The 22,910-nt window shown below is 65.5% G+C and carries 24 protein-coding genes and 1 riboswitch; of the genes, 14 read left to right on the top strand and 10 right to left on the bottom strand.

Annotated features, from left to right (window positions below):
* Positions 1 to 6: 6 nt before the first annotated feature.
* Genes BW971_RS16690 through BW971_RS16680 form a run of 3 tightly spaced genes read left to right on the top strand, consistent with a single transcriptional unit; the run spans position 7 to position 2,038 of the window.
* The gene (locus BW971_RS16690) at positions 7 to 213 is read left to right on the top strand and encodes a DUF2510 domain-containing protein (protein WP_076481874.1); all 207 of its coding nucleotides are present in this window, start codon (positions 7 to 9) and stop codon (positions 211 to 213) included.
* 43 nt (positions 214 to 256) lie between these two features.
* On the top strand, positions 257 to 967 hold the full coding sequence (locus BW971_RS16685) for a DUF1345 domain-containing protein (protein WP_076481871.1): 711 nt from the start codon (positions 257 to 259) through the stop codon (positions 965 to 967).
* A gap of 6 nt (positions 968 to 973) precedes the next feature.
* Positions 974 to 2,038, top strand: coding sequence for an erythromycin esterase family protein (locus tag BW971_RS16680; RefSeq protein ID WP_159441878.1), 1,065 nt, complete (start codon positions 974 to 976; stop codon positions 2,036 to 2,038).
* A gap of 10 nt (positions 2,039 to 2,048) precedes the next feature.
* Here BW971_RS16680 and BW971_RS16675 read toward each other — a convergent pair whose 3' ends face one another.
* The 5 genes from BW971_RS16675 to BW971_RS16655 form a co-directional block, all read right to left on the bottom strand.
* Positions 2,049 to 3,038, bottom strand: coding sequence for an iron-siderophore ABC transporter substrate-binding protein (locus BW971_RS16675; RefSeq protein ID WP_076482133.1), 990 nt, complete (start codon positions 3,036 to 3,038; stop codon positions 2,049 to 2,051).
* Between the two features lie 64 nt (positions 3,039 to 3,102).
* Positions 3,103 to 4,119 carry an ABC transporter substrate-binding protein gene (locus BW971_RS16670; RefSeq protein WP_076481865.1) on the bottom strand — a complete coding sequence of 339 codons (1,017 nt, stop codon included), beginning with the start codon at positions 4,117 to 4,119 and terminating at the stop codon, positions 3,103 to 3,105.
* Complete coding sequence (locus BW971_RS16665) at positions 4,116 to 4,904, bottom strand: ABC transporter ATP-binding protein (protein WP_076481863.1); 789 nt, start codon at positions 4,902 to 4,904, stop codon at positions 4,116 to 4,118. Before BW971_RS16665 ends, BW971_RS16670 begins: the two co-directional genes overlap by 4 nt.
* On the bottom strand, positions 4,901 to 5,941 hold the full coding sequence (locus BW971_RS16660) for a FecCD family ABC transporter permease (protein WP_076481860.1): 1,041 nt from the start codon (positions 5,939 to 5,941) through the stop codon (positions 4,901 to 4,903). Before BW971_RS16660 ends, BW971_RS16665 begins: the two co-directional genes overlap by 4 nt.
* Positions 5,942 to 6,043: 102 nt before the next feature.
* A riboswitch (cobalamin riboswitch) is annotated at positions 6,044 to 6,261 on the bottom strand.
* Positions 6,262 to 6,318: 57 nt separating this feature from the next.
* Positions 6,319 to 7,815, bottom strand: a complete 1,497-nt coding sequence (locus tag BW971_RS16655) for an ArnT family glycosyltransferase (protein WP_234974451.1) — start codon at positions 7,813 to 7,815, stop codon at positions 6,319 to 6,321.
* Between the two features lie 318 nt (positions 7,816 to 8,133).
* On the opposite strand from BW971_RS16655, the gene BW971_RS16650 reads away from it, so the two are divergent.
* On the top strand, positions 8,134 to 9,879 hold the full coding sequence (locus BW971_RS16650) for an ABC transporter substrate-binding protein/permease (protein ID WP_407701233.1): 1,746 nt from the start codon (positions 8,134 to 8,136) through the stop codon (positions 9,877 to 9,879).
* A gap of 5 nt (positions 9,880 to 9,884) precedes the next feature.
* On the top strand, positions 9,885 to 10,634 hold the full coding sequence (locus tag BW971_RS16645; protein ID WP_076482125.1) for an amino acid ABC transporter ATP-binding protein: 750 nt from the start codon (positions 9,885 to 9,887) through the stop codon (positions 10,632 to 10,634).
* A gap of 21 nt (positions 10,635 to 10,655) precedes the next feature.
* On the opposite strand, the gene proP is transcribed toward BW971_RS16645, so the two are convergent.
* Entirely contained in the window at positions 10,656 to 12,071 is a 1,416-nt protein-coding gene (gene proP / locus BW971_RS16640) for a glycine betaine/L-proline transporter ProP (RefSeq protein WP_327201774.1), read from the bottom strand.
* A gap of 180 nt (positions 12,072 to 12,251) precedes the next feature.
* Between proP and BW971_RS16635 the strand changes: the two genes are divergently transcribed.
* Positions 12,252 to 12,605: a TetR/AcrR family transcriptional regulator gene (locus BW971_RS16635; protein ID WP_076481857.1), complete on the top strand. Its 354-nt coding sequence runs from the start codon at positions 12,252 to 12,254 to the stop codon at positions 12,603 to 12,605.
* Complete coding sequence (locus tag BW971_RS16630; RefSeq protein WP_076481855.1) at positions 12,602 to 12,949, top strand: hypothetical protein; 348 nt, start codon at positions 12,602 to 12,604, stop codon at positions 12,947 to 12,949. Before BW971_RS16635 ends, BW971_RS16630 begins: the two co-directional genes overlap by 4 nt.
* Before the next feature lie 21 nt (positions 12,950 to 12,970).
* On the opposite strand, the gene BW971_RS16625 is transcribed toward BW971_RS16630, so the two are convergent.
* Entirely contained in the window at positions 12,971 to 13,708 is a 738-nt protein-coding gene (locus tag BW971_RS16625) for a FadR/GntR family transcriptional regulator (protein ID WP_076482120.1), read from the bottom strand.
* 190 nt (positions 13,709 to 13,898) lie between these two features.
* On the opposite strand from BW971_RS16625, the gene BW971_RS16620 reads away from it, so the two are divergent.
* The 3 genes from BW971_RS16620 to BW971_RS16610 all read left to right on the top strand — a co-directional run bounded on the left by BW971_RS16620 (position 13,899) and on the right by BW971_RS16610 (position 16,326).
* Positions 13,899 to 14,399 carry a gluconokinase gene (locus BW971_RS16620; RefSeq protein WP_083710229.1) on the top strand — a complete coding sequence of 167 codons (501 nt, stop codon included), beginning with the start codon at positions 13,899 to 13,901 and terminating at the stop codon, positions 14,397 to 14,399.
* Positions 14,399 to 15,820 carry a GntT/GntP/DsdX family permease gene (locus BW971_RS16615; protein ID WP_143690438.1) on the top strand — a complete coding sequence of 474 codons (1,422 nt, stop codon included), beginning with the start codon at positions 14,399 to 14,401 and terminating at the stop codon, positions 15,818 to 15,820. Before BW971_RS16620 ends, BW971_RS16615 begins: the two co-directional genes overlap by 1 nt.
* Before the next feature lie 143 nt (positions 15,821 to 15,963).
* On the top strand, positions 15,964 to 16,326 hold the full coding sequence (locus BW971_RS16610) for a hemophore-related protein (RefSeq protein WP_076481850.1): 363 nt from the start codon (positions 15,964 to 15,966) through the stop codon (positions 16,324 to 16,326).
* Between the two features lie 55 nt (positions 16,327 to 16,381).
* Here BW971_RS16610 and BW971_RS21725 read toward each other — a convergent pair whose 3' ends face one another.
* Positions 16,382 to 16,684, bottom strand: a complete 303-nt coding sequence (locus BW971_RS21725; RefSeq protein WP_200799464.1) for a glycosyltransferase — start codon at positions 16,682 to 16,684, stop codon at positions 16,382 to 16,384.
* A 28-nt stretch (positions 16,685 to 16,712) separates the two neighbouring features.
* Between BW971_RS21725 and BW971_RS16600 the strand changes: the two genes are divergently transcribed.
* From BW971_RS16600 to BW971_RS16590, 3 genes are all read left to right on the top strand, one after another.
* A complete protein-coding gene (locus BW971_RS16600) occupies positions 16,713 to 17,930 on the top strand; it encodes a glycosyltransferase (RefSeq protein WP_143690428.1) in 1,218 nt (405 codons plus the stop codon).
* 128 nt (positions 17,931 to 18,058) lie between these two features.
* Entirely contained in the window at positions 18,059 to 18,673 is a 615-nt protein-coding gene (locus tag BW971_RS16595) for a class I SAM-dependent methyltransferase (protein WP_076481846.1), read from the top strand.
* A gap of 161 nt (positions 18,674 to 18,834) precedes the next feature.
* Positions 18,835 to 19,116 carry a hypothetical protein gene (locus BW971_RS16590; RefSeq protein WP_234974450.1) on the top strand — a complete coding sequence of 94 codons (282 nt, stop codon included), beginning with the start codon at positions 18,835 to 18,837 and terminating at the stop codon, positions 19,114 to 19,116.
* Between the two features lie 11 nt (positions 19,117 to 19,127).
* On the opposite strand, the gene BW971_RS16585 is transcribed toward BW971_RS16590, so the two are convergent.
* Together BW971_RS16585 and BW971_RS16580 are read right to left on the bottom strand one after the other, a co-directional pair.
* On the bottom strand, positions 19,128 to 20,651 hold the full coding sequence (locus tag BW971_RS16585) for an MFS transporter (protein ID WP_083710182.1): 1,524 nt from the start codon (positions 20,649 to 20,651) through the stop codon (positions 19,128 to 19,130).
* A complete protein-coding gene (locus BW971_RS16580) occupies positions 20,648 to 21,553 on the bottom strand; it encodes an SDR family oxidoreductase (RefSeq protein ID WP_076481840.1) in 906 nt (301 codons plus the stop codon). The genes BW971_RS16585 and BW971_RS16580 overlap by 4 nt, the downstream gene beginning before the upstream one ends.
* Positions 21,554 to 21,836: 283 nt before the next feature.
* On the opposite strand from BW971_RS16580, the gene BW971_RS16575 reads away from it, so the two are divergent.
* On the top strand, positions 21,837 to 22,199 hold the full coding sequence (locus tag BW971_RS16575; RefSeq protein WP_327201723.1) for a PLDc N-terminal domain-containing protein: 363 nt from the start codon (positions 21,837 to 21,839) through the stop codon (positions 22,197 to 22,199).
* Positions 22,200 to 22,910 lie beyond the last annotated feature (711 nt).

The following is a 22,910-nucleotide window of genomic DNA, read 5'->3' as shown; positions in this document are numbered from 1 at the left end:
AGGCCCATGCCGACCTGGATCATCGTCGTCCTGATCATCGCCGTGCTCATCGCGCTGGGTGCCGCGGTCGGCCTCTGGCGGTATTCCCAACAGAAGCCACCCCCGATTCCCGAGGGGTGGTACCCGGACCTGCACGACCCGACGATCGAACGTCGTCACGACGGCCGCGGCTGGACCGAGGAGACTCGGCCCAATCGCGAGGAACAGGAGTGACCCGGCCCCGTCGAACCCTTCCTCCGGTGGCGACGGGAGCGAGGTGAGCAGCGACGCCTCCGGTTCGTCCGGTACGGCCGTACCCGGGTCGCGCTGGCTCTCCGAACACCGTCGGACGACGGTGGCCCTCGTTCTCGCCGTGGCGGCCGGCGTCGTCTTGGGCTTGGCGGTGCGGCCGGTGACGACGATCTCGGTCACCGACTCGCTGGTGGTGACGCTGATCTGCTACCTGGCGGCCTACGTCGTCATCACGGCGATCACTTTCTCGCAGGCGACGGATTCGAATCTGGAGCAGTGGGCCGACCGCGAAGAGCGCGGCAACTTCGTCGAGCGATATGTGCTCGGTACCGCGCCCGGGCCGGGCATCTCGATCGGCGCGGCGGCATTGGCCCTGGTGGTGGCCACCGTGTGGCTCCCGGGAAACGGCAACAGTGGACTCAGCCATGGCTGGCGCGCGCTGATCGCCGTCGTATTGCTGGTCGTCTCGTGGAGCACGGTGGTGTGTTCCTATTCGGTGACCTTCATGGCCGACAACATCGTCGACCGTGGCGCCAGCCTGGATTTCCCCGACGACTCCAATCCAGGTTGGAGCGATTACATCTACTTCGCGTTCGCGGTGATGACGACATTCGGTGCCACCGACGTCACTGTGACGTCGAAAGCCATGCGGCGGACCGTCACCGTCGCTGCCACCATCGCCTTCGTCTTCAACACGGTCATCGTCGCGGCGGCGGTCTCGGCACTCATGGGCTGACTGCTGTTGTCGACACCTTGGGAGGACGCGGCGATCCGTGACGGGTTGCTGGACGATCTGTGCTCCGATGCCACGGTCGTGGGCTGGTCAGAGGGTCCGCACCGGACCTCCGAGTTTCTCGACGCCCGGAACATCGCGTTCCGGGCGCTCGTACAGAACCACGGTGTCGAGGTGCTGGCCGCCGAAACCGGCTTCACGGATGGGCTGGTCACCCAGCGGTACCTCGACGATGATGCGGCCGTGACGTTGTCGGAGGCGACGCATTGCATGTGGATCTGGAACGATCGGCCGCTGACGCAGAACAGGGATCTGCTCGAGTGGATGTACGCCCACAACCGCCGTCGTCCCGCCGATGCGGTGCGATTCGTCGGGATCGACATGTGCGGTGGTCGGTTCGGACGATTCGCGCGCGCTCACATCGGGCTCGGTCAGGCGCTTGCGGTGGCAGCGCGAATCTCGCCGCGGGCGCTCGGGGCGCGCACCGAGGTGGCGCCGCTGCTGCCGCTGTTCACCGCCGACGATTACCGACGACTCACCGGGAGACAAGCGGACACGATCACCGCGGTCATCACCGAGCTCACCGAGGTGCTCGCATCCCTCGACCCCCACGATCCGGACGTCGCGATCGCACTACGGCAGTGTGCGATCGCCGCGCACCACGACGCCAACTTCCGTCACGACCCCACGACATGGTCGATGGGCATCCGCGACGCCGCGCAGTTCGAGAACCTCCGCTGGACGCTGAACCGGCTGTGCGCACCGCGGAAGGTGATGGTCTTCGAGCAGGTTTCACACCTGGAACCGCACAACCCGGTGTCGCTGGGCCACGCCATCCGCGCCGCACACGGTGACCGTGCGGTACTCGTCGCCGCGGCCTGGGGTGATGGGACCGACTCGCGCGCCAGTCGGGACACCGCGCGGCTGAGCTCGGCAGTCGCACGGTGGCTACCGGCATCGGAGAACGGACCGATACTCATCGACCTGCGGCGGGACTCACCGCTGCGACCTCACGCGGCAGGGTTCGACGCGGTGCTCTACGTACGACAGCCCACCTCGGCGTCACCACTGTGAGTACTGATGCTCACGGCTGAGCAGGGCGTTTCGCGGCAGTCACCAACTGGGGCACCACGGTGTCGAGCACCCAGTCCAGACTCTCCGACGACGGGAAGGCCATCGCCTGCGCCGGAGTGGGCTGGAGTGGGATGTAGGCGCCGCGGCGAACGGCGTTCAGACTCTTGGCGACCGGGTTCTCGGAGAAGTTCGCCAACGTCGATCCGGTGCCGGTGACGAGTACCACATCGGCGTCCATCGCCTGCAGGTTCTCGTAGCTGAGTTGCGCGCGACCGGGAATCGACGACGTCGGCAACGACGTGACCGTCGGGTTCAACCGCATGCCCAGCGCCACCAGCAGTCGGGCGGTGACGTCGTCGGTCGAATTGACCACGTACAGAGATTCTTTCCCGGGCTGCACGCCGAAACTGAAGGTCTTACCGGCAAGGTCGGGATTCGCCTTGGCGGCATCGGCGATGCGTTTGTCGGTTGCGGCGATCGCGGCCTCGGCCTGATCCGACTTGCCGGTCGCGGTGCCGACCTTGGTCAGACTGTCCTGCCAGGAATCGGAATTCGGTGCGGTGTCATAGCTGATGACCGGCGCCAACTTGGACAATCGGTCGTAACTGTCCTTGAGGTTGTAATCCTTGGTCGCGACGATCAGATCCGGTTTGAGTGCGGCGACCTGATCGATCGGATCGCCCTTGTTGACGTCGAACAGCGTTGGCTGCGTGGCACCCAGCGCCTCTTTGGTCCACGGCTGGATTCCGTCCTCCCGGGTGGGTACGCGGGCCATCCCGACGGGTTTGATACCCAGGGCCAGGGGGAAGTCGGCATCGGTCCACGACATCGCCACGACCCGCTTCGGCTTGCCGGCGATCGTGGCCGTGCCCAGCTTGCCGGACACGGTGACCGCCGGACCGGACGCACCGCCGTCGTCGCCGGCGGGGGCCTGACACCCCGCGAGAGCCACGCTCAGCACACCGAACAACACCAGGATCCCGAGAACTGGTCTCCGCATCAACACCTCCGTTTGTCCCGGTCCGACTGTAGGAGATGGACGCAGATAAGGATAGGCGTACCTGTCAGAAACCCTTGCTGCGGAGATATTGGGCAAGCGCTGTGATGGTGGCCGGGTTCCGCGGGCTCTCCACCAGTGCCGCGTAGGGAAACGCGACGATGTTTCCCTGTCGGACCGCGGTGGTCTGCGACATGAGCGGCTGTGCGCGCAGCGTGTCGATCTTCGACTGCACCGTGTTCGACGGTCCGGTCGGATAGTCCACGATGACGATCACCTGCGGGTCGTCCCGCGCCGCGGCCTCCCACGACACCGAGGTCCACGAATCGTCGAGGTCGGCGAACACGTTGTCGCCCCCGGCCTGCGAGATGATCTCGTCGGGGGCCGCGTTGTGACCGGCGGTGAACGGCGCCGGGTCGGCGCTGTCGAACACGAGCACCCGCGCGCGTCCGTCCTTGGTCGGTGCCGACGCGGCCGCCCGTGCGACCTCCGCACGGTAGGTCTGCACCAGCGTCGTCGCCCGAGCCCGCACCCCGAAGATGGTGCCCAGATTGGTGAGGTCGTCGTAGAGCGCATCCAGCGGACGCTCGATGCCGCGACGGGTGGTCCCGGGTTGCCGACAGGCCTCGGTGAGTTGGTAGGGCGTGGCCCCGATGCTGCGGATCCAGTCGGGCGTGACGCCCGTGGACTCCTTGAATCCGTAGTTCCATCCGGCGAACACGAAATCGGGGTCGGCATGCTGCACCACCTCACGGGTGAAGGCGGTTCCCAGTGACCGCACACTCCCGAAGTCCGACCGCCACGGTGAGCTGTCGATGTCGATCTTCTTGCTGTCGTACGTGGTGTAACCGACCATCCTGGCTTGCAGACCCAGCGCGAACATCATCTCCGTGATGCCGGTGTCGTTGGTCATCGCCCGCGTCGGCGTTCCCGGAACCGTCAGCGGGGCATGACAGTTGGTCACCGTGGCTGTGCTCGCACCCGACGACCTGCTGGGCTCGGAGACCGTTGCGCCACAAGCGGATACCGTCAGTACCGTCGCGACATACACCGCGGCCGCGAGAATGGTCGATCTCGTGTTCATGGGGACAATCCTTCGTCGAAGATGATCTGAGGAACCGACAGACGTGGATGTCGGACGACGTGACAGCCGATCCCGAACCACTGCCCGATGGACGCGGCGGTCAGCACGTCCGCGGGCGTGCCCGTGCGGACGACGCGGCCGCCCGCGACCACGGCCAGGTCGGTGCAGAACCGGGCGGCGACGTTGAGGTCGTGCAACGCGGCGATAACCGTCGTACCGCGGTTGCGGGCCGCCTCGAGTACCGCGTACTGATGCCTGACATCGAGATGATTGGTCGGTTCGTCGAGAACCAGGACAGGGGTCTGCTGAGCGAAGGCACGCGCGATCAGTACCCGTTGCGACTCGCCGCCGGAGAGCTCGCTGAACAGCCGTCCGCGCAGCCCGCCGACCCCGGCCTCGTCCATCGCCTGATCGCAGACCCATGTGTCGTCGGTGGTTGTCGAACGCAACAGGCCGGTGTGGGGGAGCCGGCCGGTTCGTACGACGTCCTCGACCGTGAAGTCCAGGAACATCTCCGACGACTGCGTCAAGGCAGCGACATGGCGTGCGTTGGCCCGCAACGAACTCGCGGCAACGTCCCTGCCGTTCAGCGTGATCGCACCGGTGACGGGGGTCAGGGCGCGATACAGGCATCGGAGGATCGTCGACTTGCCACCCCCGTTGGGCCCGATCAGCCCGAAGAATCGTCCCTCGCCGACCGAGAGGTGGATGTCGGTCACGATGTCGACGTGACCGAGGCGAACGGTCACCTCCCGGTAGTCGACCGCGGGCGCGGGGGTGTTCACGGTGCCATCACCCGTCGCCGTCGTCGCATCAGGAGCACGAAAGCGGGAACGCCGACAGCCGCGGTGATGGCGCCGATCGGCAGTTCGTAGGGCGGAACCGTGGTGCGTGACAGAGTGTCGGCGACGACCACGAACACCGCGCCGAGTACCGGACAGACGAGCAGTACTCGGCGGTGGTCGGCACCCACCAGGAGTCGGGTCACGTGCGGCATGATCAATCCGACGAAACCGATGGCGCCGCACACCGACACGATGACTCCGACGACCACGGCCGTTCCCGCGAAGAGCAGCAGTCGAAAGCGACCCGCGTCGATGCCGACGCTGGCCGAGACGTCGTCACCCATCGACAGCGCGTTCAGATGACGAGCAGTGCACAAGGCCAGAACCGTGGCAATGCTCACCACCACCCCGACCAGCCAGACCGACTGCCACGTCGCCGCGGCCAGGCTGCCCAACAGCCAGAACATCACGTTGCGTGCGGCGTCACCGGCAGGGGCCAGGAACACCAGAACGGTGGTCACGGCCGAGAAGCCGTAACCCAGAGCGGTGCCCGTCAACACCAGGCGTAGCGGTTCGAGACCCGACGGGGTACGGGCCAGTGCGAACACGACGACCGTGGCGACCAGTGCCCCGAGGAAGGCCGCCGAGGGCAGCGCGTAGACACCGAGACCGCTGAGTGCGCCGAACAGTACGACCGCGGTGGCTCCGACGGATGCACCGGAGGAGATGCCGAGTACATAGGGGTCGGCCAAGGCGTTGCGCACGATGGCCTGGACCACCACCCCCACCACACTCAGGCCCGCGCCCACGAGCATCGCCGTCAGCACCCGCGGAAGACGCGACTCGACGACGATGCGGTATCCGGGCAGTTCGGAGGCGGCGATCCGCCCACCGCTCACCTCGGCCCAGAGGTAGTGCAGGGCGTCTCCTGCTGGAATGGGAACACTGCCGACCACCAGGCCGAGGACGCCGACACCGGCGAGCACCACCGTGCCGGCGGTCAGCAGAGCAGTGACGTGCAGACGCCGCAACCGCATCCGCAGGTCCCTTCGTCGTGTGAGACCGGTGTGCGGATGCCAGCCGACGACAAGGGCACCGCACCGACCATGTCCCACGAGGCCGATGAGTGGCCGCAGCATCCGCCGCGGCCAACGGCGGCAGGTCTTCGGACTCTCGGGCACGGCATCGGACACCCGATGCCACCTACCGGCGACTGCTTCCCGGCCGGAGCCAGTGCACCTCTGTCGCGTCGTTCCCGATCACCGCTGCGGGGCAGTTCCGGACTCGCACCGGATTCCCTCTCTCGGTGCTCCGGACCCGAATCGCCCCGGAGCACACCGACGTCGGGTGGGAATATACAGCAGGCCTCGGCGGTCGTCGGGAGCGGTGAGTCGATGCCGGCGGAGCAGAACGATCACGTTCGGCGGAGGTGTGGCCAGAGCACCGACCACGGACGGTGCGGTCCGGTGCACAGCCACACGCCGGTGCCCTGCTCGTCGTTGTCGACACCACTGTCGATGCGGGCGGCGTGCCGGCAGTCGGTGAAATATGCAGGCGCCCGGTGCGGATGGCCACCGTCGACCACGACGACGGGGCCGGTCTCCCGGTCGGAGGGTGGTCCCCAGTTCGCGAAACTCATGTGTCCCGAGTACGGCATGAGGTCGGTGGCGTACCGATCCAGAGCTCCTGCCTCACCGTAGTTGTCCGAGTACACCACCGCCGTCGGCCTACTGCTCTCCGGTATCTGATGCCATACACCGTCCACCGTCGCGGCGAACGACTGCCAACCGATCTGTTCGCCCTGTTCCTTGTCCGCCGCGTTGACCACCCCGATCGCTGTTGCCGGCAGTAGCGGTAGTCCGATCAGCGCGTTGGTGATCAGGGTGATCACCACCGCGGCCGACGCCATCACCAGACGTGCACCACCACGTCGTAGCCAACGCAGGGTGGGCGCGGCCCCCGTGACCAGCAACACGGCCAGCAATCCGAAGACGTAGTAGAACTTGCCTGCCCCGATGATCACCGCCACCGCGGCGACAGGATAGGCCACACCGAACGCGCGAAACCGGCGCAACCCCGGATCACGCCACAGTGCCAACAACCCGACAACCCACATCGGGGCGAGCAGCGGGCCGACGATCAGGATCTGCATGGGAAAGAACAGGATTCGGTTGGTGGTGGCGTCGTCGGCAATCGACGACGCCACCGCAAACTGTGGAAATCCTTGCGCTGCCTGCCATCCCAGGGTGGGGCTGATGATCAGGACGGCCAGTATCGCGCCGACCGCCACCCACCACGAGCGCAGGACGTCGCGCGGACCGACGATCATCACTCCGATCACCAACGTGGCCACCAACAGGAACACGGTGAACTTGTTCAACGCACCCAGACCGGCCATCAGCCCGACGGCCACCCACCAACGGGATTGTCCGGTGCGCAGCATACGGGCGAACACCACCGCGATCGCCAACCAGATCGCGATGTCGGTGGTGGGGGTGGACAACATGTGGCCCACCTGCAGCACCATCGTCGTGCTACCGACGGCTCCGGCGGCCAGCACCTGGGCCCCCCTCGTCGCGCCGAGTTCCCGGGCGAGCAGCCCTGCGGTCACCACGATGATGCCCGCGATGACGGCCGGGAGAACACGCAGCCCGATGACCGTGTCACCGAACAGATCGACGCCGATCCGGGCCAGCAGAGGCGTCCAGGGTGGCTGATCGACGTATCCCCACGCCAGGTGGCGCCCGGCGACGCGGAAGTACAGTTCGTCGCGGTGATAGCCGTATCGGGTGGAAAGTGCCAGCAGTACCGCGCAGAATCCCACGGCGGCCGCCCCGACGGGCACCCACGCCATCGCGGGCACCCATTCGGGCGAATCCGTCGTGCGATCCGTGGCTGTCGTCTCGTCCACCCTGATTGCTCCCGGGTTCTGCGATGGTGACCCGACGCAGTGATGATCGCAGATCCACGACAAGATCGAGCGATGAGTGGGTGCCCGGTTCGGAGAATTGCGCGGCCACCCTCTCGTGGGTTCCGGCCATGTACTGTTCGTCGACACCGGCGTTCGGGTGTTGCGCTCGGACTGATTGCAAGTTGGTTGCCGCTACCCGTCTGTGGCTAATATCCGTCGGTGCTGTCACGCCGATCCGCCGATCTCAGCTCGCCGACGTCCGCGATCGCTCGCTGCGCGGCGTTGGTCCTGGCCATAGCGCTGCTCGCCGCCGTCGCGGTGCTCGGGGCGCCGGCATCTCGAGCATCCGCGGCACCGGCTGCCGACAGCTGTGCCCCGGCGGGGTTGGCGTCCGCGTCGGCCGCGCCGGTCAACCTCGCGGCGGCCGAACAGGGCGGGGAGGACAAGTACACCACCGCGACGACGACGCCGGTCGATCAGATAGACGTCGATGCGTTGGGTCTGCTGGATCCGGGCACCATCTCGGTGGGCACGTTGTCCGATGCCGGACCGAGCATCTGCGTCAACGGCAAGGGTTCCTTCACCGGATTCGACAACGAATTGCTCAAGGCGATCGCCGCCAAGTTGAAGCTGCGTATCCAGTTCTCCGGAACGGAGTTCTCCGGACTCCTCTCGCAGGTTGCCAACAACCGCTTCGACGTGGGGTCGTCCTCGATCACCACCACCGACGAGCGCCGCAAGACCGTCGATTTCACCAACGGTTACGACTTCGGTTATTTCTCGTTGGTCGCGCCCGCGGGTGGGTCGATCAAGGGATTCGCGAACCTGTCGAAGTCGACCCGCATCGGCGTGGTGCAGGGGACCGTGCAGGACGACTACGTGCAGAACACGTTGCACCTGGAGGCGGTCAAGTTCCCCGACTACGCGACCGCGTACGCCAACCTCAAGAGCGGGCAGATCGACGCCTGGGTGGCGCCCTCGCAGCAGGCCGAGGGCGCGATCCGCCCGGGCGACGGCACGACGATCGCCGAGAACACGTTCAGTGTCAACAATTTCGTGGCGTGGGCGGTCGGCAAGAACAAGCCGAAGCTCACCGAGGCGCTCAACTCCGGCCTCGACGCGATCATCGCCGACGGTACCTACGCCAAGCTCTACACCGACTGGGTGCCGCGGGAGCTGCCCAAGGGTTGGAAGCCGGGCAGCAAGGCCGCGCCCGCACCACGGCTACCCGACATCGCAGCCATCGCGCGAGAGAACGAGGCGAAGGCTCCGAAGACCGACAACGCGGCCAAGCCGAAGAGCACTCTGCAACAGCTCGGCACCACCTTTTTCAGCTGGGATCTCTACGCCAAGGCTCTGCCCGATCTGTTGAAGACCGGTCTGCCCAACACGTTGATCCTGTCGGTGGTCTCGGGGGTTCTCGGCACGATTCTCGGCATGGTCCTGGCCGTCGCGGGCATCTCCCGATCGCGCTGGCTGCGGTGGCCCGCCCGCATCTACACCGACATCTTCCGTGGTCTACCCGCGGTGGTGGTGATCCTGGTTGTCGGTCTGGGTATCGGACCGGTGGTGAAGAATCTGACCGGGAACAATCCGTACTGGTTGGGTGCGGTGGCACTGGCGTTATTGGCCGCGGCGTACATCGGGGAGATATTCCGTTCCGGTATCCAGAGCGTCGACGACGGACAGCTGGAGGCGTCGCGGGCCATCGGGTTCAGCTACCGACAGTCCATGCGACTGGTGGTGGTGCCCCAGGGCGTGCGGCGGGTGTTGCCCGCGTTGATGAACCAGTTCATCAGCCTGATCAAGGACAGCTCGCTGGTGTACTTCCTGGGTCTGTTGGCCAGCCAGCGCGAGCTGTTCGCCGTGGGTCGTGACCTCAACGCACAGACCGGCAACCTGTCGCCGCTGGTCGCTGCCGGACTGATCTACCTGGTGCTGACCATCCCGTTGACACACCTGGTGAACTACATCGACCACAGACTCCGTACCGGGCGACCCACTCAGGCCGAGCCGGAACCGCTGCCCGCCGGAACTCCCGGTGCGACGCCAGGAAAGGGGTGATCGGCGTGTCCGCCGAACCCACCACACGCGAGGCCGTGTCGCTCACGGGCACCGATCTGCACCTGTCGTTCGGTGACCACAAGGTGTTGCGCGGAGTCGACATCCAGGTCGACGCGGGCACCACCACGACCGTGATCGGTCCGTCCGGGTCGGGCAAATCGACTCTGTTGCGGGTCTTGAACCGGCTGCACGAGCCGGATGCGGGTGACATCCTGCTCGACGGGCGATCGGTGCTCAAGGACAACCCCGACGACCTGCGCCGCCGAATCGGCATGGTGTTCCAGCAGTTCAACCTCTTCCCGCACAAGACCGTGGCCGAGAACGTGGCGCTGGGTCCGCGCAAGCTACGAGGCCTCGACAAGGAGCGGGCGCGGGCGTTGGCCTTGCAACAGTTGGAGATCGTCGGTCTCACCGCCAAGGCGGACGCCCGTCCGAGCCGGCTGTCGGGCGGGCAGCAACAGCGCGTCGCCATCGCCAGGGCGTTGGCGATGGAGCCGCAGGTCATGTTCTTCGACGAGGCCACGTCGGCCCTCGACCCCGAACTTGTGAAGGGCGTGCTGGGTCTGATGGCCGACCTCGCCCAGCAGGGGATGACCATGGTGGTGGTGACCCACGAGATGAGCTATGCCCGCAACGTGTCCGACAACGTGCTGTTCATGGACAACGGGGCGGTGGTCGAGACCGGTGAACCCGATCAGCTCTTCACCGATGCAGCCTCCGAACGCCTGCGTAGCTTCCTCTCGCAGGTGTTGTGACCCGGGGTCGTCCATCCGGGCCTAGACGGGGTGGGTATCGGCGTAGTCCTTCGCATCCCGGTACACCTCGGCCGCTTCCTCGGGATCGTCGACCTGTGGCGGTGACCCCTCCAAGGGGTGAGTGGCCGTCTCGCGCAGGAAGACCACCGCGATCAGACCGATCACGCCGCTGATGACCAGGTAGAACCCGGGCATCAGATTGTTGCCGGTTCCACTGACCAACGCCGAGGTGACCAGCGGCGTGGTGCCGCCGAAAGCCGAGACGGCGATGTTGAACCCGATCGAGAGTGCGCCGTAGCGCACCGCGGTCGGGAACAGGGCAGGCAGTGTCGACGCGGTGGGAGCGGCGAAGCAGGCCAGGATGACACCGAAGACGACACAGGCGATGATCGGCGCCCACAACGAGTGCATGCTCAACAGCCAGAATGCCGGCACCGCCAGGATGATCTGCGCGATCGCGGCGGCCGCGAAGATGGGTCGCCGACCGAAACGGTCACTGAGATGTCCGATGAACACGATGCTGGCGACGACGATCAGCATGGAGAGCAAGACCAGCAGGTCGCTGGTCAGCTGGCTACGTCCCACCACGTCGGTGAAGTAGGTCGGCAGATAAGCCGTGATCATGTAGTTGGTGACGTTGTAGAGGATCACGAGGCCGATGCAGATGAGCAGCCCGCGCCAGTACTTGACGAAGATCTCGCCGATCTTGTGGCCGCTGCTCTCGTTCTGTTTCACCTTCTTGTCGTGTTCGTCGAGTTGCTGACGGAACGCCGGAGTGTCCTCGAGCTTCAACCGCAGGTACAGGCCGATGAGACCCATCGGCCCGGCGATGAAGAACGGGATACGCCAGCCCCAGTCGATCATCGTGTCCTCGCCCAGGCCGGCATTGAGCACAGTCACCATCAGCGAACCCAGCGAGTAGCCGATGAACGTGCCGAAGTCGAGCCAGCTGCCGAGGAATCCGCGTCGACGGTCGGGGGAGTACTCGGCGATGAAGGTGGTCGCGCCGCCGTATTCGCCACCGGTCGAGAAGCCCTGAACCATCCGGGCGACCAGCAGCAGGATCGGAGCCCAGATGCCGATGGATCCGTAACTGGGGATCAGGCCCACCGCGAAGGTGCCGATGGACATCATGATCATGGTGGCCGCCAGCACCTTCTGACGACCGATCTTGTCGCCCAGCGGCCCGAAGAAGAGGCCACCGAGCGGGCGCACGATGAACGCGGCGGCGAAGGTGGCGAACGTCGCCAGCAATTGGGCGCTGCTCGACGCGCTCGGATAGAACACCTTTCCCAGCGTGGCCGCGAGGTAGCCGTAGACGCCGAAATCGAACCACTCCATGGTGTTGCCCAGCGCTGCGGCACTGATGGCGCGCTTGAGCATCGGTTGATCGACCACGGTGATCGACGACTGGGTCAGTGGCGGCTTGCGGCGCATGAGGCGCCCCAGAGCCTTCAGTCGCGAGCGCTTGACTTCCTCGGGGTCCCAGCGCGGAAGCAAGGTCGACACGTCGGTGTCAATATCGGAACTCATGAAATTACCTTATTAAAACTTCGCGGGCCGCGATGACGTCACCCCGGTGTTGCCTTTTTGACCATTCAGTCTAATATCGGTGTCATGCCTCGACCTCGGGCCTTCGACACCGACGCGGTGGTGACGACTGCAACCACGGTCTTCACCGAGTACGGGTACAACGGGGCGTCGATGGATCAGCTGCTCGCGGCTACGGGGATCCGACGGGCAAGCCTCTACAACGCGTTCGGGAGCAAACGGGGACTGTTCCTGTCGGCACTCCGGGCGGCCGCGGTCCCCGTTGATCTGGTGGTAGTGGCTTTGATGGACCTCGCGCCTGCCGATCCCGCGGTACGAGCCGAGCTCGCGGCATTGCTGGACGCGCGAGGACTGAACGCGCACGCACTCGGCGAGGCCGTGCTTCGTCGAGCCGGGATCGAGGAAAGGGGCCAGGGATGAACACGGTGACCATAGAGGGCGACCAGCTGATCGTGCGACCCGGCGGTCTGGACCGCCTGTGGAGCTTCCGGCGACGAATCGACACACCCTTGCGAGCGGTCCGTGGCGCGACCGCCGACACCGGCGTGCGGCGTGAGCCGAAGGGTCGCCGGGGGCCGGGGTTGCGCGTTCCGGGGAAGTATGCGGGAACGTTTCGCGCCGGCGGCGAGACCACGTTCTGGAACGTGAGCGATCCGGTCGACAACGTGGTGATCGAACTCGACGGGACGGCGGGTTTCGACCGCCTGGTGCTGACGGTTGCGGACCCGCAAGCGGTGGAGCGTGCGGTGAACGCGGCGATCTGACCGCATCCCGTGGCCGGGTGATCAGCGGAACTCGTGCGCCACGGCGTCGGCAGCCTCGGTGATGATCCTGCGCATCGTCGCCTCCGCGGTCGCCGAGTCGCCCAGCCGGATGGCGGTGGCCACCTCCTCGTGCATGGCGATCGCGAGAGGGTTGGGGTCGGCGGGCATCATCCCGTGATGGGTTCGACCGGCCAGTACCTCGGCGACGATCGGACCGAGGGCGCGGTACATCTCGTTGCCGGTCGCGGCGAGGATGGTCCGGTGGAACCGGATGTCGGCCTGCAGATACTTCTCCAGGTCCCCTTCACGACCGAAGACGATCATGTCCAGCGCGGCCGCGGACAGTGCGCTGCAGTCCTCGGGAGAGGCTCGTTGTGCGGCCAGGGCTGCCGCGGCAGGTTCGATACCGCGCCGCAGATCCGACATCGACAGCAACTGCTCCACCTGGTCGCCCGAGTCCATTCGCCACCGGATCAGCATCGGGTCGAACACATTCCACGAGGAGCGGGGCTGGACCGTGAGCCCCACGCGGCGTCGGGCCGTCGTCAGGCCCATCGAGGTCAGCACCCGCGCCGCCTCGCGCGCGACACCGAGCGACACCCCCGCGGATTCCTGGATGGATTCCAGCGTGAGCACCGTCCCGGCCGCGAGCTCACCGGAGACTATGCGTCGACCGAAGGTGTTGGTCACGGTGTCGTGTAACCCCGTCGCGCGCGCGCCACGGGGTCGATCTGGGTGACTGCGATCTCCGCGGGTCATGTCCACATCATGTCATCAGCGGCACGCATCGGATATGAATCGCACGATATACGTCGAACCCTTGTAATAATCTGATGATTAAGCCACCATGTGTGTCACACGTCACTACACAGATCGGTGAACATCCATGTCATCACAGTCCACCTCGTCAGCGTCGACGACCCGACCAGATCACCGTCTGGTCGTGGTGATGGGCGTTTCCGGTTCGGGCAAGAGTGTCGTCGGAGCTGCACTCGCACAGCGTCTGCGGGTTCCCTTCGCCGACGCCGACGACCTGCACCCGCAGGCCAACATCGACAAGATGGCCGCGGGTGTGCCGCTGGACGACGCGGATCGGACCCCCTGGTTGGAGACGATCGCCGGCTGGTTGCGTGAGCACAGGACGACCGGTGGGGTGGTGGCCTGCTCGGCGCTCAAGAGGTCCTACCGCGATGTCCTCCGGAGCGGTGTCGACGCGGACACAGGGGTGCAGTTCCTCTATCTGAGCGGTTCGCGCGAGCTGATCGCCGCTCGACAGGCGTCGCGACCGGGACACTTCATGCCCGCTGCGCTGCTGGACTCGCAGTTCGACACCCTGGAGCCGCTGGGCGATGCCGAGGCCGGCGTGACCGTGGACGTGTCGCTGCCCATCAACGACATCGTCGACCGTTATGTCGGTGTCGGCGACGAGGGTGCTGAGGTGACGGCGTGATCGCGCGCGCGTTGGCTGCCGAATCCACGCTGCCGGCTCCCATCGCATCCGACGCGGTGCTCGCGGTCAGTGCGGTCGCCGGCATCGTGGTGATCGTGGTGCTGATCCTGTGGTTGAAGGTGCACCCGTTCATCTCGCTGCTGTTGGGTGCCGCGTTGGTGGGCCTCATCGCCGGCATGCCGTTGGTGAAGACCGATGCAACCCCCGAGAACGGCAAAGTGTTGCTGGACTCCATCTCCAAGGGCTTCGGCGACACGATGGCCAGCGTCGGCATCCTGGTGGCACTGGGAGCGATCTTCGCAAAGCTGTTGGCCGACTCCGGAGGTGCCGACCGGCTGGTCGCCACCATCGTCGACCGCGCCTCACGTCGCACGCTGCCGTGGGCGATGGCGCTCGTGGGCGCGGTGATCGGCCTGCCCATGTTCTTCGAGATCGGCCTGGTGTTGTTGATGCCGGTGATCTGCCTCGTCGCCAAAAGGGCGCAGATGTCGTTGATCAGCATCGCGATCCCGACGCTTGCTGGCCTCAGCGCGATGCACGGGTTGGTCCCACCGCACCCGGGCCCGTTGCTGGCGGTCGACTATCTCAAGGCCGACCTGGGCACCACCCTGATGTTCGGGGTGATCGTCGCCATTCCCACCACCATCCTGGCCGGTCCATTGTTCGGACGTGTGGCCGCGCGATGGGTGGATGTACCCACACCAGATCGCTTCGACCGTCGAGCGGACGACGCCACGGGTTCCACCGACAAGCGACCCGGTTTCGCCGTCACCCTGGCCACGGTCCTGCTCCCGATCGTGCTGATGATGGCGAAAGCGATCGTCGATGTGGCGATCGCCGACGACACGTCACCGGTTCGCGAGACCTTCGACGTGATCGGCTCGCCCATCGTCGCGCTCCTCATCGCGACGTTGGTCGCGATGTTCACCTTCGGCGTGGGATCGGGGATGAACGCCAAACAGATCTCCACCGCAGCCGAACAGTCGTTGCCGGGGATCGCCGGCATCGTTCTCATCGTCGCAGCGGGCGGTGCGTTCAAACAGGTGTTGGTGGACACCGGGATCGGGACGATGCTCGGTGAGGTCGCAGCCAAGGGCAGCATTCCTCCGGTGTTGCTGGCGTGGGTGTTGGCCATGCTGATCCGCGTGGCGGCGGGATCCGCGACCATCGCCACCATCACCGCATCGACGTTGATGACCGGCGTGGTCGCTGATCTCGGTACCACGGAGACCGCGCTGGTGGTCCTGGCGGTGGGTGCCGGATCGTTGTTCTTCTCGCACGTCAACGACGCGGGGTTCTGGCTGGTCAAGGAATTCTTCGGTCTGAGCGTCCCGCAGACCATCAAGAGTTGGTCACTGATGGAGACGGTCCTGTCGGTCGGAGCACTGGTGGTGATCCTGCTGATCGATCTGGTGGTGTGAGCCGGGCGGGTGCGAGATCTCCTGAAGGTTTGGTGAAGATGGTCTGCGCTGTCCCTCTATTTCAGATGTCTCTCAGAATCACTCGGCAGGTTGTGCATCGGAGGTATCGCCTTCGCCGAACACCAGAACCGAGGAGATCTCAGATGACCATCACCCATCCATCGACGATGACCTGGACCCGTCGCGTCGGCGCGGCAGCGACCATCGCTGTCGGAATCGGCCTGGCCGGGATCATCCCGGCAACGGCATCGGCGGACACCCCGCACTGTGATCCCCAGGCCAAGGCGGCAGCCAAGGCACAAGCCGCGCCGCAAATCGCCGCCGTGCTCGCCAAGCATCCGGACCTGGCCGCGGAGATCGCCAAGGTGCGCACTCTGCCCAAGGACCAGCGCAAGACGGAATGGAAGAGCTTCCGCAAGGGACACAAGCAAGAGGTCCAGGAGTTGCGGGCGGCGAGAAAACCGGTTCACGACTACCGTGCGGCCTGCAAACCGGCCAAGCACTGACCCCTCCGCGACGTGATCCCGGGGTCGGCGGCAATGCCGGCCCCGGGATGTCTCGTCACCTCGTCGTCGGGGTCTCGTACCCGTCCAACAACCGTTCGATGACCTCCACCGCGTGCCGCGGACCGTCCTCCGCCCCGATGCGAGCGGCGAGGTCCTGAGCATTCCGACCGTGGGACGGATCGGTGACCACGGTCGTGATCGCGGCGGCGAGGTCGTCCGCGGTGAGCGCTGTCCGAGCCAGCGAGGGCGGGCTCACACCCAGGTGATGTAGGCGCCGCGCCCAGAACGGTTGATCCATGATCCCCGGCACCGCGACGCTGGGAAGTCCTGCACGCAAGGTGGCAGCAGTGATCCTCATAGCCGCGTACGGATCCCGCGGTGACATCATGCCCCTCACCGATGTCGGATGCGCTCTCACCGATGCCGGACACCACGTGACCATGACCACCAACACGGAGCTGGCCGACGAGGTCACCGAGCTGGATCTCGCCGCGATACCGGTCGATTTCACGCTCGACACCTCGGCGGATCGGAGTACACAAGACCCGATGAAGCTGGCCATGCAGATGGTGAAGCCGGCCGGAATGCGGCAACTCGGCCGTAACCTTCTCGCGGCCGTGGAGGACGTGCCTGCCGACATCGTCCTCATGACCCCATTCGCGGAACTGGCCGGACATCCACTGGCCGAGGCTCGCGACGTTCCCAGCATGGGTTTACGCCTGCAGCCGCTGTCGACCACGGCCGAGTTCCCGCCCGCTCTGGTCGGCGGTTGGAACGGCGGCCCCGTGGTGAACCGCGCAGTCGGGACATCGCTCACGCGGTGGTTCGACCGCATCTACAGCAGCACGATCGCCGGATTCCGCGACGAACTGGGCCTGCCGCGGCGTTCGGCCCGTGCCTCGCGTCGATGCCGAACCGATCACCAATGGCCCATCCTGCACGGGTTCTCACCGACAGTGCTGGCGAGGCCCGCCGACTGGCGGCAAGGACTTGATGTCACGGGCTACCGGTGGCCACGTCCTGTTCCGGGCTGGCGCCCAACCCCCGAGCTCGTCGAGTTTCTCGCGGCCGGGCCGCCGCCGGTATACGTCGGATTCGGCAGCCTCATCCTTCCCGATGCTGCCGCCGGTGCACTGGCCGAGGCGGTATACGGCGGACTCCGGCTGGCTGGTGTCCGAGGAATCATCCAGTCGGGAGGTACCCGCTTTCCCGAGCCCCACGACGACTCGCTGTGCCTGATCGGTCCGATGCCGCATGAGTGGCTCTTCCCGCGGATGGCCGCCATCGTCCATTCCTGCGGAGCAGGGACGACAGCGGCAGCGCTTCGTGCCGGGCGACCGAGCGTCGCCGTTCCGTCACCGGGCGGGGACCAACCGTTCTGGGCAACGCGCCTGACGCGTATGGGTGCCTGCTCGGCGACCATCCCGCGTCCACGGCTGTCATCGGAGGGTCTCGCAGACGCGATCACCGCGGCGATCACCGCCCCCGAGTACCGGGACAACGCGTCTGCCGCCGCGGACGAGATCGACAGTGAGCACGGGGCTCAGAACGCGGTGGACCTGGTGGAACAGGTGTTGGACGATACCGACACGGTCACGTCGTGACATCGGATCCGGACATTCATCCGCCGCCTTTCGCGCATGTGTCCCCTCCAGCTGTGCAAAGCTGTTCGTCAGATGTCTGTCGGCTGTACGAGGTCGATCGAGTGCTCGAACGATGTGGGAGATGACACGTGGGCGTTGAGCGTCTGTTGACCGTCGTCGAGGACGCCCGTTCACAGGGTCAGTTCGTCGAAGGGTCCGTCAGCGCCGAAGAGATCGACTTCTTGCAAGCCCGGAGTCGCGGTGCGGAAATCAGGAGCATCGCCGAGATCGGTTTCAACGCCGGTCTGTCCGCGCACGCTTTTCTCAGCGCGAACCCCGGCGCACACGTCACGTCGTTCGATCTGCTCGCACACGAGTACTCGACTCCGGCGAAACGGCACATCGACGACGAGTTCCCCGGCCGGCACACCTTGATCGTCGGTGACTCGACGCGGACGGTTCCGGAATTCGCCGACACTGCAGAGAATGCCACATTCGACCTGATCTTCATCGACGGCGGGCACACGTACGAGGTCGCCATCGCCGACCTCCGCAACATGAAACGTCTGAGCCGCGCCGACACGGTGATCGTGCTCGATGACATGTTGCCGCACAAGCCGTGGGGTGAGGGACCGATCAGAGCGTGGCAGTCTGCGGTCGCAGACGGAACTGTCGTCCAGAAGGGGTTGTTCCAAGACGGTGTCGAGGTGGACGAGGTGGGCCCGGACGCCCGGCGGGGTTGGGTCGTCGGTCATTACGTGTGACCCACCGGTGTCGGCGCGCCGAATGCGTTGGGCCTGTGATCGGATGGTCCGACACCGTCGCATCGTGATCGAGCCGCATCGGAGAACTCACCGTGACCGGGTTACCTGAGCATTGGATTCCGCATCGGCGCGACGATGGTGAGATCGTCGGGTGGATCGATATGGAAACCGCTGCACCGAAGCTGGTCCCGATCGATCGTCTGGGTCGACCGCTCGCAGCGGTCGACGACTGGCACCTTGCCGAGGAGGCACTCGAGGACCTCGGTCTCGCTCTCCTACTCGGCCGATTCGTCCATCGGGGACATCGAGTGCGCATTCGGCAGGTCTACGACGACCGGGTCATCGTCACCACCGCGATGTCGGATGCGATCGGTGACGTCGGCACGGAGTTCGAGGTGAAATTTCCGGTGGAGTCGGAGCTCGTGGAGGAGCCCCACGCCTGAGCCGGCCACGGTCACCGCGCATGTGCGTCGCCGCTACCGGTGCGATTGCCCAAGGCCGTTGCTGTCAGCAGGAGGGCTCCGGTCACGGTCACGATCGCCGCGAGCGTGAGGATGGATGTACGGGCGCTCGCCGTATAGGCGTCGACGACAGCGGTATGCATCGTGGGCGATGCGGACAATGCCTGTGCGACGGTTCGGTGCGTGCCGCCGGCGAGCCGATGGTCGAATCCAGCGGTCAGGATCGTCCCCATCACGGCGACGCCGAGAGCGCTACCGAGTTCTCGCGTCGTTGCCTGTAGTCCACCGGCGACACCTGCGTGACGTGGCGGAAGTGCCGCGGAGATCGCGATGGTGAGAGTGGGCAGTGCCAAGGTCATTCCGATGCCCATCACCACCAGCCAGGCCGCATAGACGACGTACGGTTGGTGAATCGCCGACGCCACTCCGGCGAGTCCTCCGGAGATGGCAACGAAGGCGCTGCCGAGAACGATCCGATCACCCACGCGGTGAACAAGACGTGGTACAGCCCGTGCACCGACGATGAGTGGGACGGTCATCGGAACTATCCCCAACCCTGCCTCCAATGCGGTGAATTCTCGGCTGTACTGGAGCAGTGAGGCGTTGAGGAAGAAGAAGCCGAACATCCCGAAGAACACCACGAGCATGCCCACACACGCGGTGGCCACCGCCGAGGTTCGAAAGACACGCGGATCGAGAAGGGGCTCCGCGCTGCGGAGTTCGTACACCGTCCAGCATACGAACATCAGCGCGGACGCCGCGAAGGCATCTGTCACCGTCGGGCTCGTCCACCCGTCGACGGGACCCTGGATGACCCCGACCAACAGGGCGAGCGTGCCCAGGGTCAACAGCGCGACGGCCGGCGGTGCGATCTTCCGCTCGTGCCGTGGTGATCTCGACGCAACCGAGGCGACGAGGCCTGCACTCAGAACCGCGGCGGGTACCACGGCCGCGAACATCCACCGCCACGAACCGATCTGGAGCAGCACACCACCGCCGACATTGCCGACAACTCCTCCGACTCCGGACATCGCCGCCCACACCGCGATCGCTCGCGGTCGTCGCTTCGCGCCGACGGCATGCACCACCACCGCCAGCCCGCTGGGCAGAACCGCCGCCGCACCTACGCCGCTGATCACGCGCCCGACGAGCATGACCGTCACGTCGGGTGCGATTGCGGAGAGCAACGCACCGACACCGAAGACGAGCATGCCCAGGGTCAGTGCCCCTTTTCGCCCCCATCGGTCGCCGGCAGCACCCGCAGGGATCACCAGGCATGCGAACAGCACGACGTACGCATCGACTATCCAGAGGAGCTCGGTCGACGACGGGTGCAGTCCACTGGCCGCGAGTTCGGGAACAGCGAGGTTGATCGAGGCGACGAAGCCGACAACGAGCACAGTGCAGGCGCAGACCACCGCGAGAACCGAGTTCTCGCGTGATCTGGTCGACGACGCATCCGTTGTCGGTCGCGGAGATGATGTCCTGGTCGTAGTCGAGCGTTCGCTACCGGTCATCGGTCCACGCGTCCTGAGTAGGCGCCGGACCGGATGTCGTCGATCAGTCGCGGCTGCGTCGGTTCCCATCCCGTCAGGGAACGGGTCGTCGCACTCGTGCCGGTCATCGACGAGCCGAAGAATTCTGCCATGAAACCGAAGTGCTGGTCCGCGTCGTCGCCGGCGATCGATACGATGGGCACGTCGAGCGCCGAGCCCAGTGCTTCGGCGATCGCTCGGGTGCTGATCTCCTGCTCGGCGACCGCGTGCAATCGCGCTCCGCTCGGTGCGATCTCGATGCCCAGCCGAATCAGTCGCGCGGCGTCGTGCCGGTGAACGGCCGACCACAGTGTGGTTCCCTCGTCTATGTAACCGCTGACTCCCCGTTCGACCGCGATGTCGGCCAGAAATCTCACGAAACCCCAGTCGCCGTGTCCGTGCACTGAGGGCGCGAAGCGGATGGCCATGCCACGCACGCCGTCGTGCGCTGCATCCAAGACCAGGTTCTCCGACCCGCCCCTGTCGGCCCCCGGCCCGATCGCCGGTGACGGGTCTGATTCGACTGCTGCTCGCCCGACGACGAGGCCGGACAGACCATTGGCAACGAGAAAGGCCTTGTCAGTTCCGCTGACGACTTCCAGCATCGACTCGACTGCCGCGCGCTCGGCGCGATCGGTTCCCCCGGGGTCGGCCCAGTCGTGCTTGTTCGCCAGGTGAATGATGGCGTCTGCTCCGACGGCACCGCGACGCAACGACTCGAGGTCGTCGAGGTCGCCAGGTAGCGCGGCGGCGCCGGCTGTGCGCAGCCGATCTGCGGACGAATCGGAACGAGCGAGACCGACCACATCATGTCCCGCGGAGATGAGCTCGTGAACGGTGGCAGTGCCGATCCAACCGGTCGCGCCGGTGACAAACACACGCATGGGCAGCCCTTTCGATGGCGAGAGCACGTGATTCGACGTGCTCGGCGGGATGACACATTAATGAGACACAGTGACTCGTATGCGGTCGACCATATAACGAGACACGATGGCTCGCTAGTGCACGGTCATCGATCCGACCGATATCCGGCGTCATCTGATGTGGGCAACCCTGTGAGCCCGGTTGAGACGGGGAGAAGTTCAATCCGCACGCATACAGCTGATTCACAGGTTAGGGTTGCTGCTGCCCGCACGGGGCCGACGGGAGTGTGATCACGTGCCGTACATGGGTGCGATTGTGCTGCTGGTGATGATCGCGGCGCTGGTCGACATCGTGTCCAGCGACGGGGCGCTGGTGCGCGGTATCCCGCGGTGGGCGTGGTTGCTCCTGGTGATCGTGTTGCCGCTGGTCGGCTCGGTTGTGTGGTTCATCGCGGGACGGCCCGCCGCTGCGTTCTCCGGCCGCGTGTCGCGGGACGCCCCGGGTCGTGCGTCGGCGATGGGGTTTCCCGAGTACGACCACCCAGGTCGATTCATACCTCAGGACCCGGAGGCGGACGCGGAATTTCTGCGGCAGGTTCGTGAACGCGCCGAGGCCCAGCGCCGCGAAGGTGAGATCCAACGCCGTCGGCGCGAACAGGAGGGATGAGGCCTCCGACACGTGGCCTTGTCGGAGGCATCGCCCGCATGAATCCGTCGGTATTGCGCGCATAGGTGGTACGTCTCGGACTATTGATCCGCACGGAGCATGCTGATCAACGCTCTCCGGATACATCATCGAGACCGTGTCCGAGCAATGGTGAGGTCGATCTGGGGCGCGTGATCAACGTGAGCCGAATAAGTCATATCGGGCAATTGATTTTGAGCCCGTTTCCGCTCGATGCTCCCGTGTACAACGGATGCCTTCGGTGATCCCCATGCGGACGAGCGCAGTCGGGATATCGGTGAGGTCACCGTTTCTGTTCGATCACGTAACCGCCGCAGTGGTCGTGTAACTCGACTGATGCGGTCAGCGATCATCCTCACGAACAGTTCATCATCACAGACATCTACCGCTGGCCGAAGATGATGTTCGTGTCCCATGCCGCTGTCCGACAGTGATTTTCGCAATTATGCTCAGGACCATGTCGGATGACACCGTAGTTGGCAGTGATGACACCTTCTTGGGAGCGCCGACCCGTAGTTTCGGTGGAGGAACAGCTGTCATCGAGTCTCAATCTAGGGTGGCAAAGTCTCAGGTGCGGTGTCACCCGACACCCATTGAGAGAAACCTAGAGACCCAAGAGAAAGCTTTCCAGCCTTAACCTGACATAATGTTTCTTATCGGCGAGCAAACATAGCGAGTTGCAGTAGATGCAAG

Source organism: Williamsia sterculiae, from assembly GCF_900156495.1.
GTDB lineage: Bacteria > Actinomycetota > Actinomycetes > Mycobacteriales > Mycobacteriaceae > Williamsia_B > Williamsia_B sterculiae.
This window is presented reverse-complemented; position numbering and strand designations above follow the sequence as displayed.

Coding starts and splice junctions, on each gene's coding strand:
- BW971_RS16690 (WP_076481874.1), top strand. CDS start 7: ATGCCGACCTGGATCATCGTCGTCCTGATCATCGCCGTGCTCATCGCG.
- BW971_RS16675 (WP_076482133.1), bottom strand. CDS start 3,038: ATGCGGAGACCAGTTCTCGGGATCCTGGTGTTGTTCGGTGTGCTGAGC.
- BW971_RS16670 (WP_076481865.1), bottom strand. CDS start 4,119: ATGAACACGAGATCGACCATTCTCGCGGCCGCGGTGTATGTCGCGACG.
- BW971_RS16660 (WP_076481860.1), bottom strand. CDS start 5,941: ATGCGGTTGCGGCGTCTGCACGTCACTGCTCTGCTGACCGCCGGCACG.
- proP (WP_327201774.1), bottom strand. CDS start 12,071: ATGCGCCGCAAGCCGCCACTGACCCAGTCGTCGATCACCGTGGTCGAT.
- BW971_RS16635 (WP_076481857.1), top strand. CDS start 12,252: ATGCCTCGACCTCGGGCCTTCGACACCGACGCGGTGGTGACGACTGCA.
- BW971_RS16630 (WP_076481855.1), top strand. CDS start 12,602: ATGAACACGGTGACCATAGAGGGCGACCAGCTGATCGTGCGACCCGGC.
- BW971_RS16625 (WP_076482120.1), bottom strand. CDS start 13,708: ATGACCCGCGGAGATCGCAGTCACCCAGATCGACCCCGTGGCGCGCGC.
- BW971_RS16620 (WP_083710229.1), top strand. CDS start 13,899: ATGGGCGTTTCCGGTTCGGGCAAGAGTGTCGTCGGAGCTGCACTCGCA.
- BW971_RS16610 (WP_076481850.1), top strand. CDS start 15,964: ATGACCATCACCCATCCATCGACGATGACCTGGACCCGTCGCGTCGGC.
- BW971_RS21725 (WP_200799464.1), bottom strand. CDS start 16,684: ATGAGGATCACTGCTGCCACCTTGCGTGCAGGACTTCCCAGCGTCGCG.
- BW971_RS16600 (WP_143690428.1), top strand. CDS start 16,713: ATGCCCCTCACCGATGTCGGATGCGCTCTCACCGATGCCGGACACCAC.
- BW971_RS16590 (WP_234974450.1), top strand. CDS start 18,835: ATGGAAACCGCTGCACCGAAGCTGGTCCCGATCGATCGTCTGGGTCGA.
- BW971_RS16585 (WP_083710182.1), bottom strand. CDS start 20,651: ATGACCGGTAGCGAACGCTCGACTACGACCAGGACATCATCTCCGCGA.
- BW971_RS16580 (WP_076481840.1), bottom strand. CDS start 21,553: ATGCGTGTGTTTGTCACCGGCGCGACCGGTTGGATCGGCACTGCCACC.
- BW971_RS16575 (WP_327201723.1), top strand. CDS start 21,837: ATGGGTGCGATTGTGCTGCTGGTGATGATCGCGGCGCTGGTCGACATC.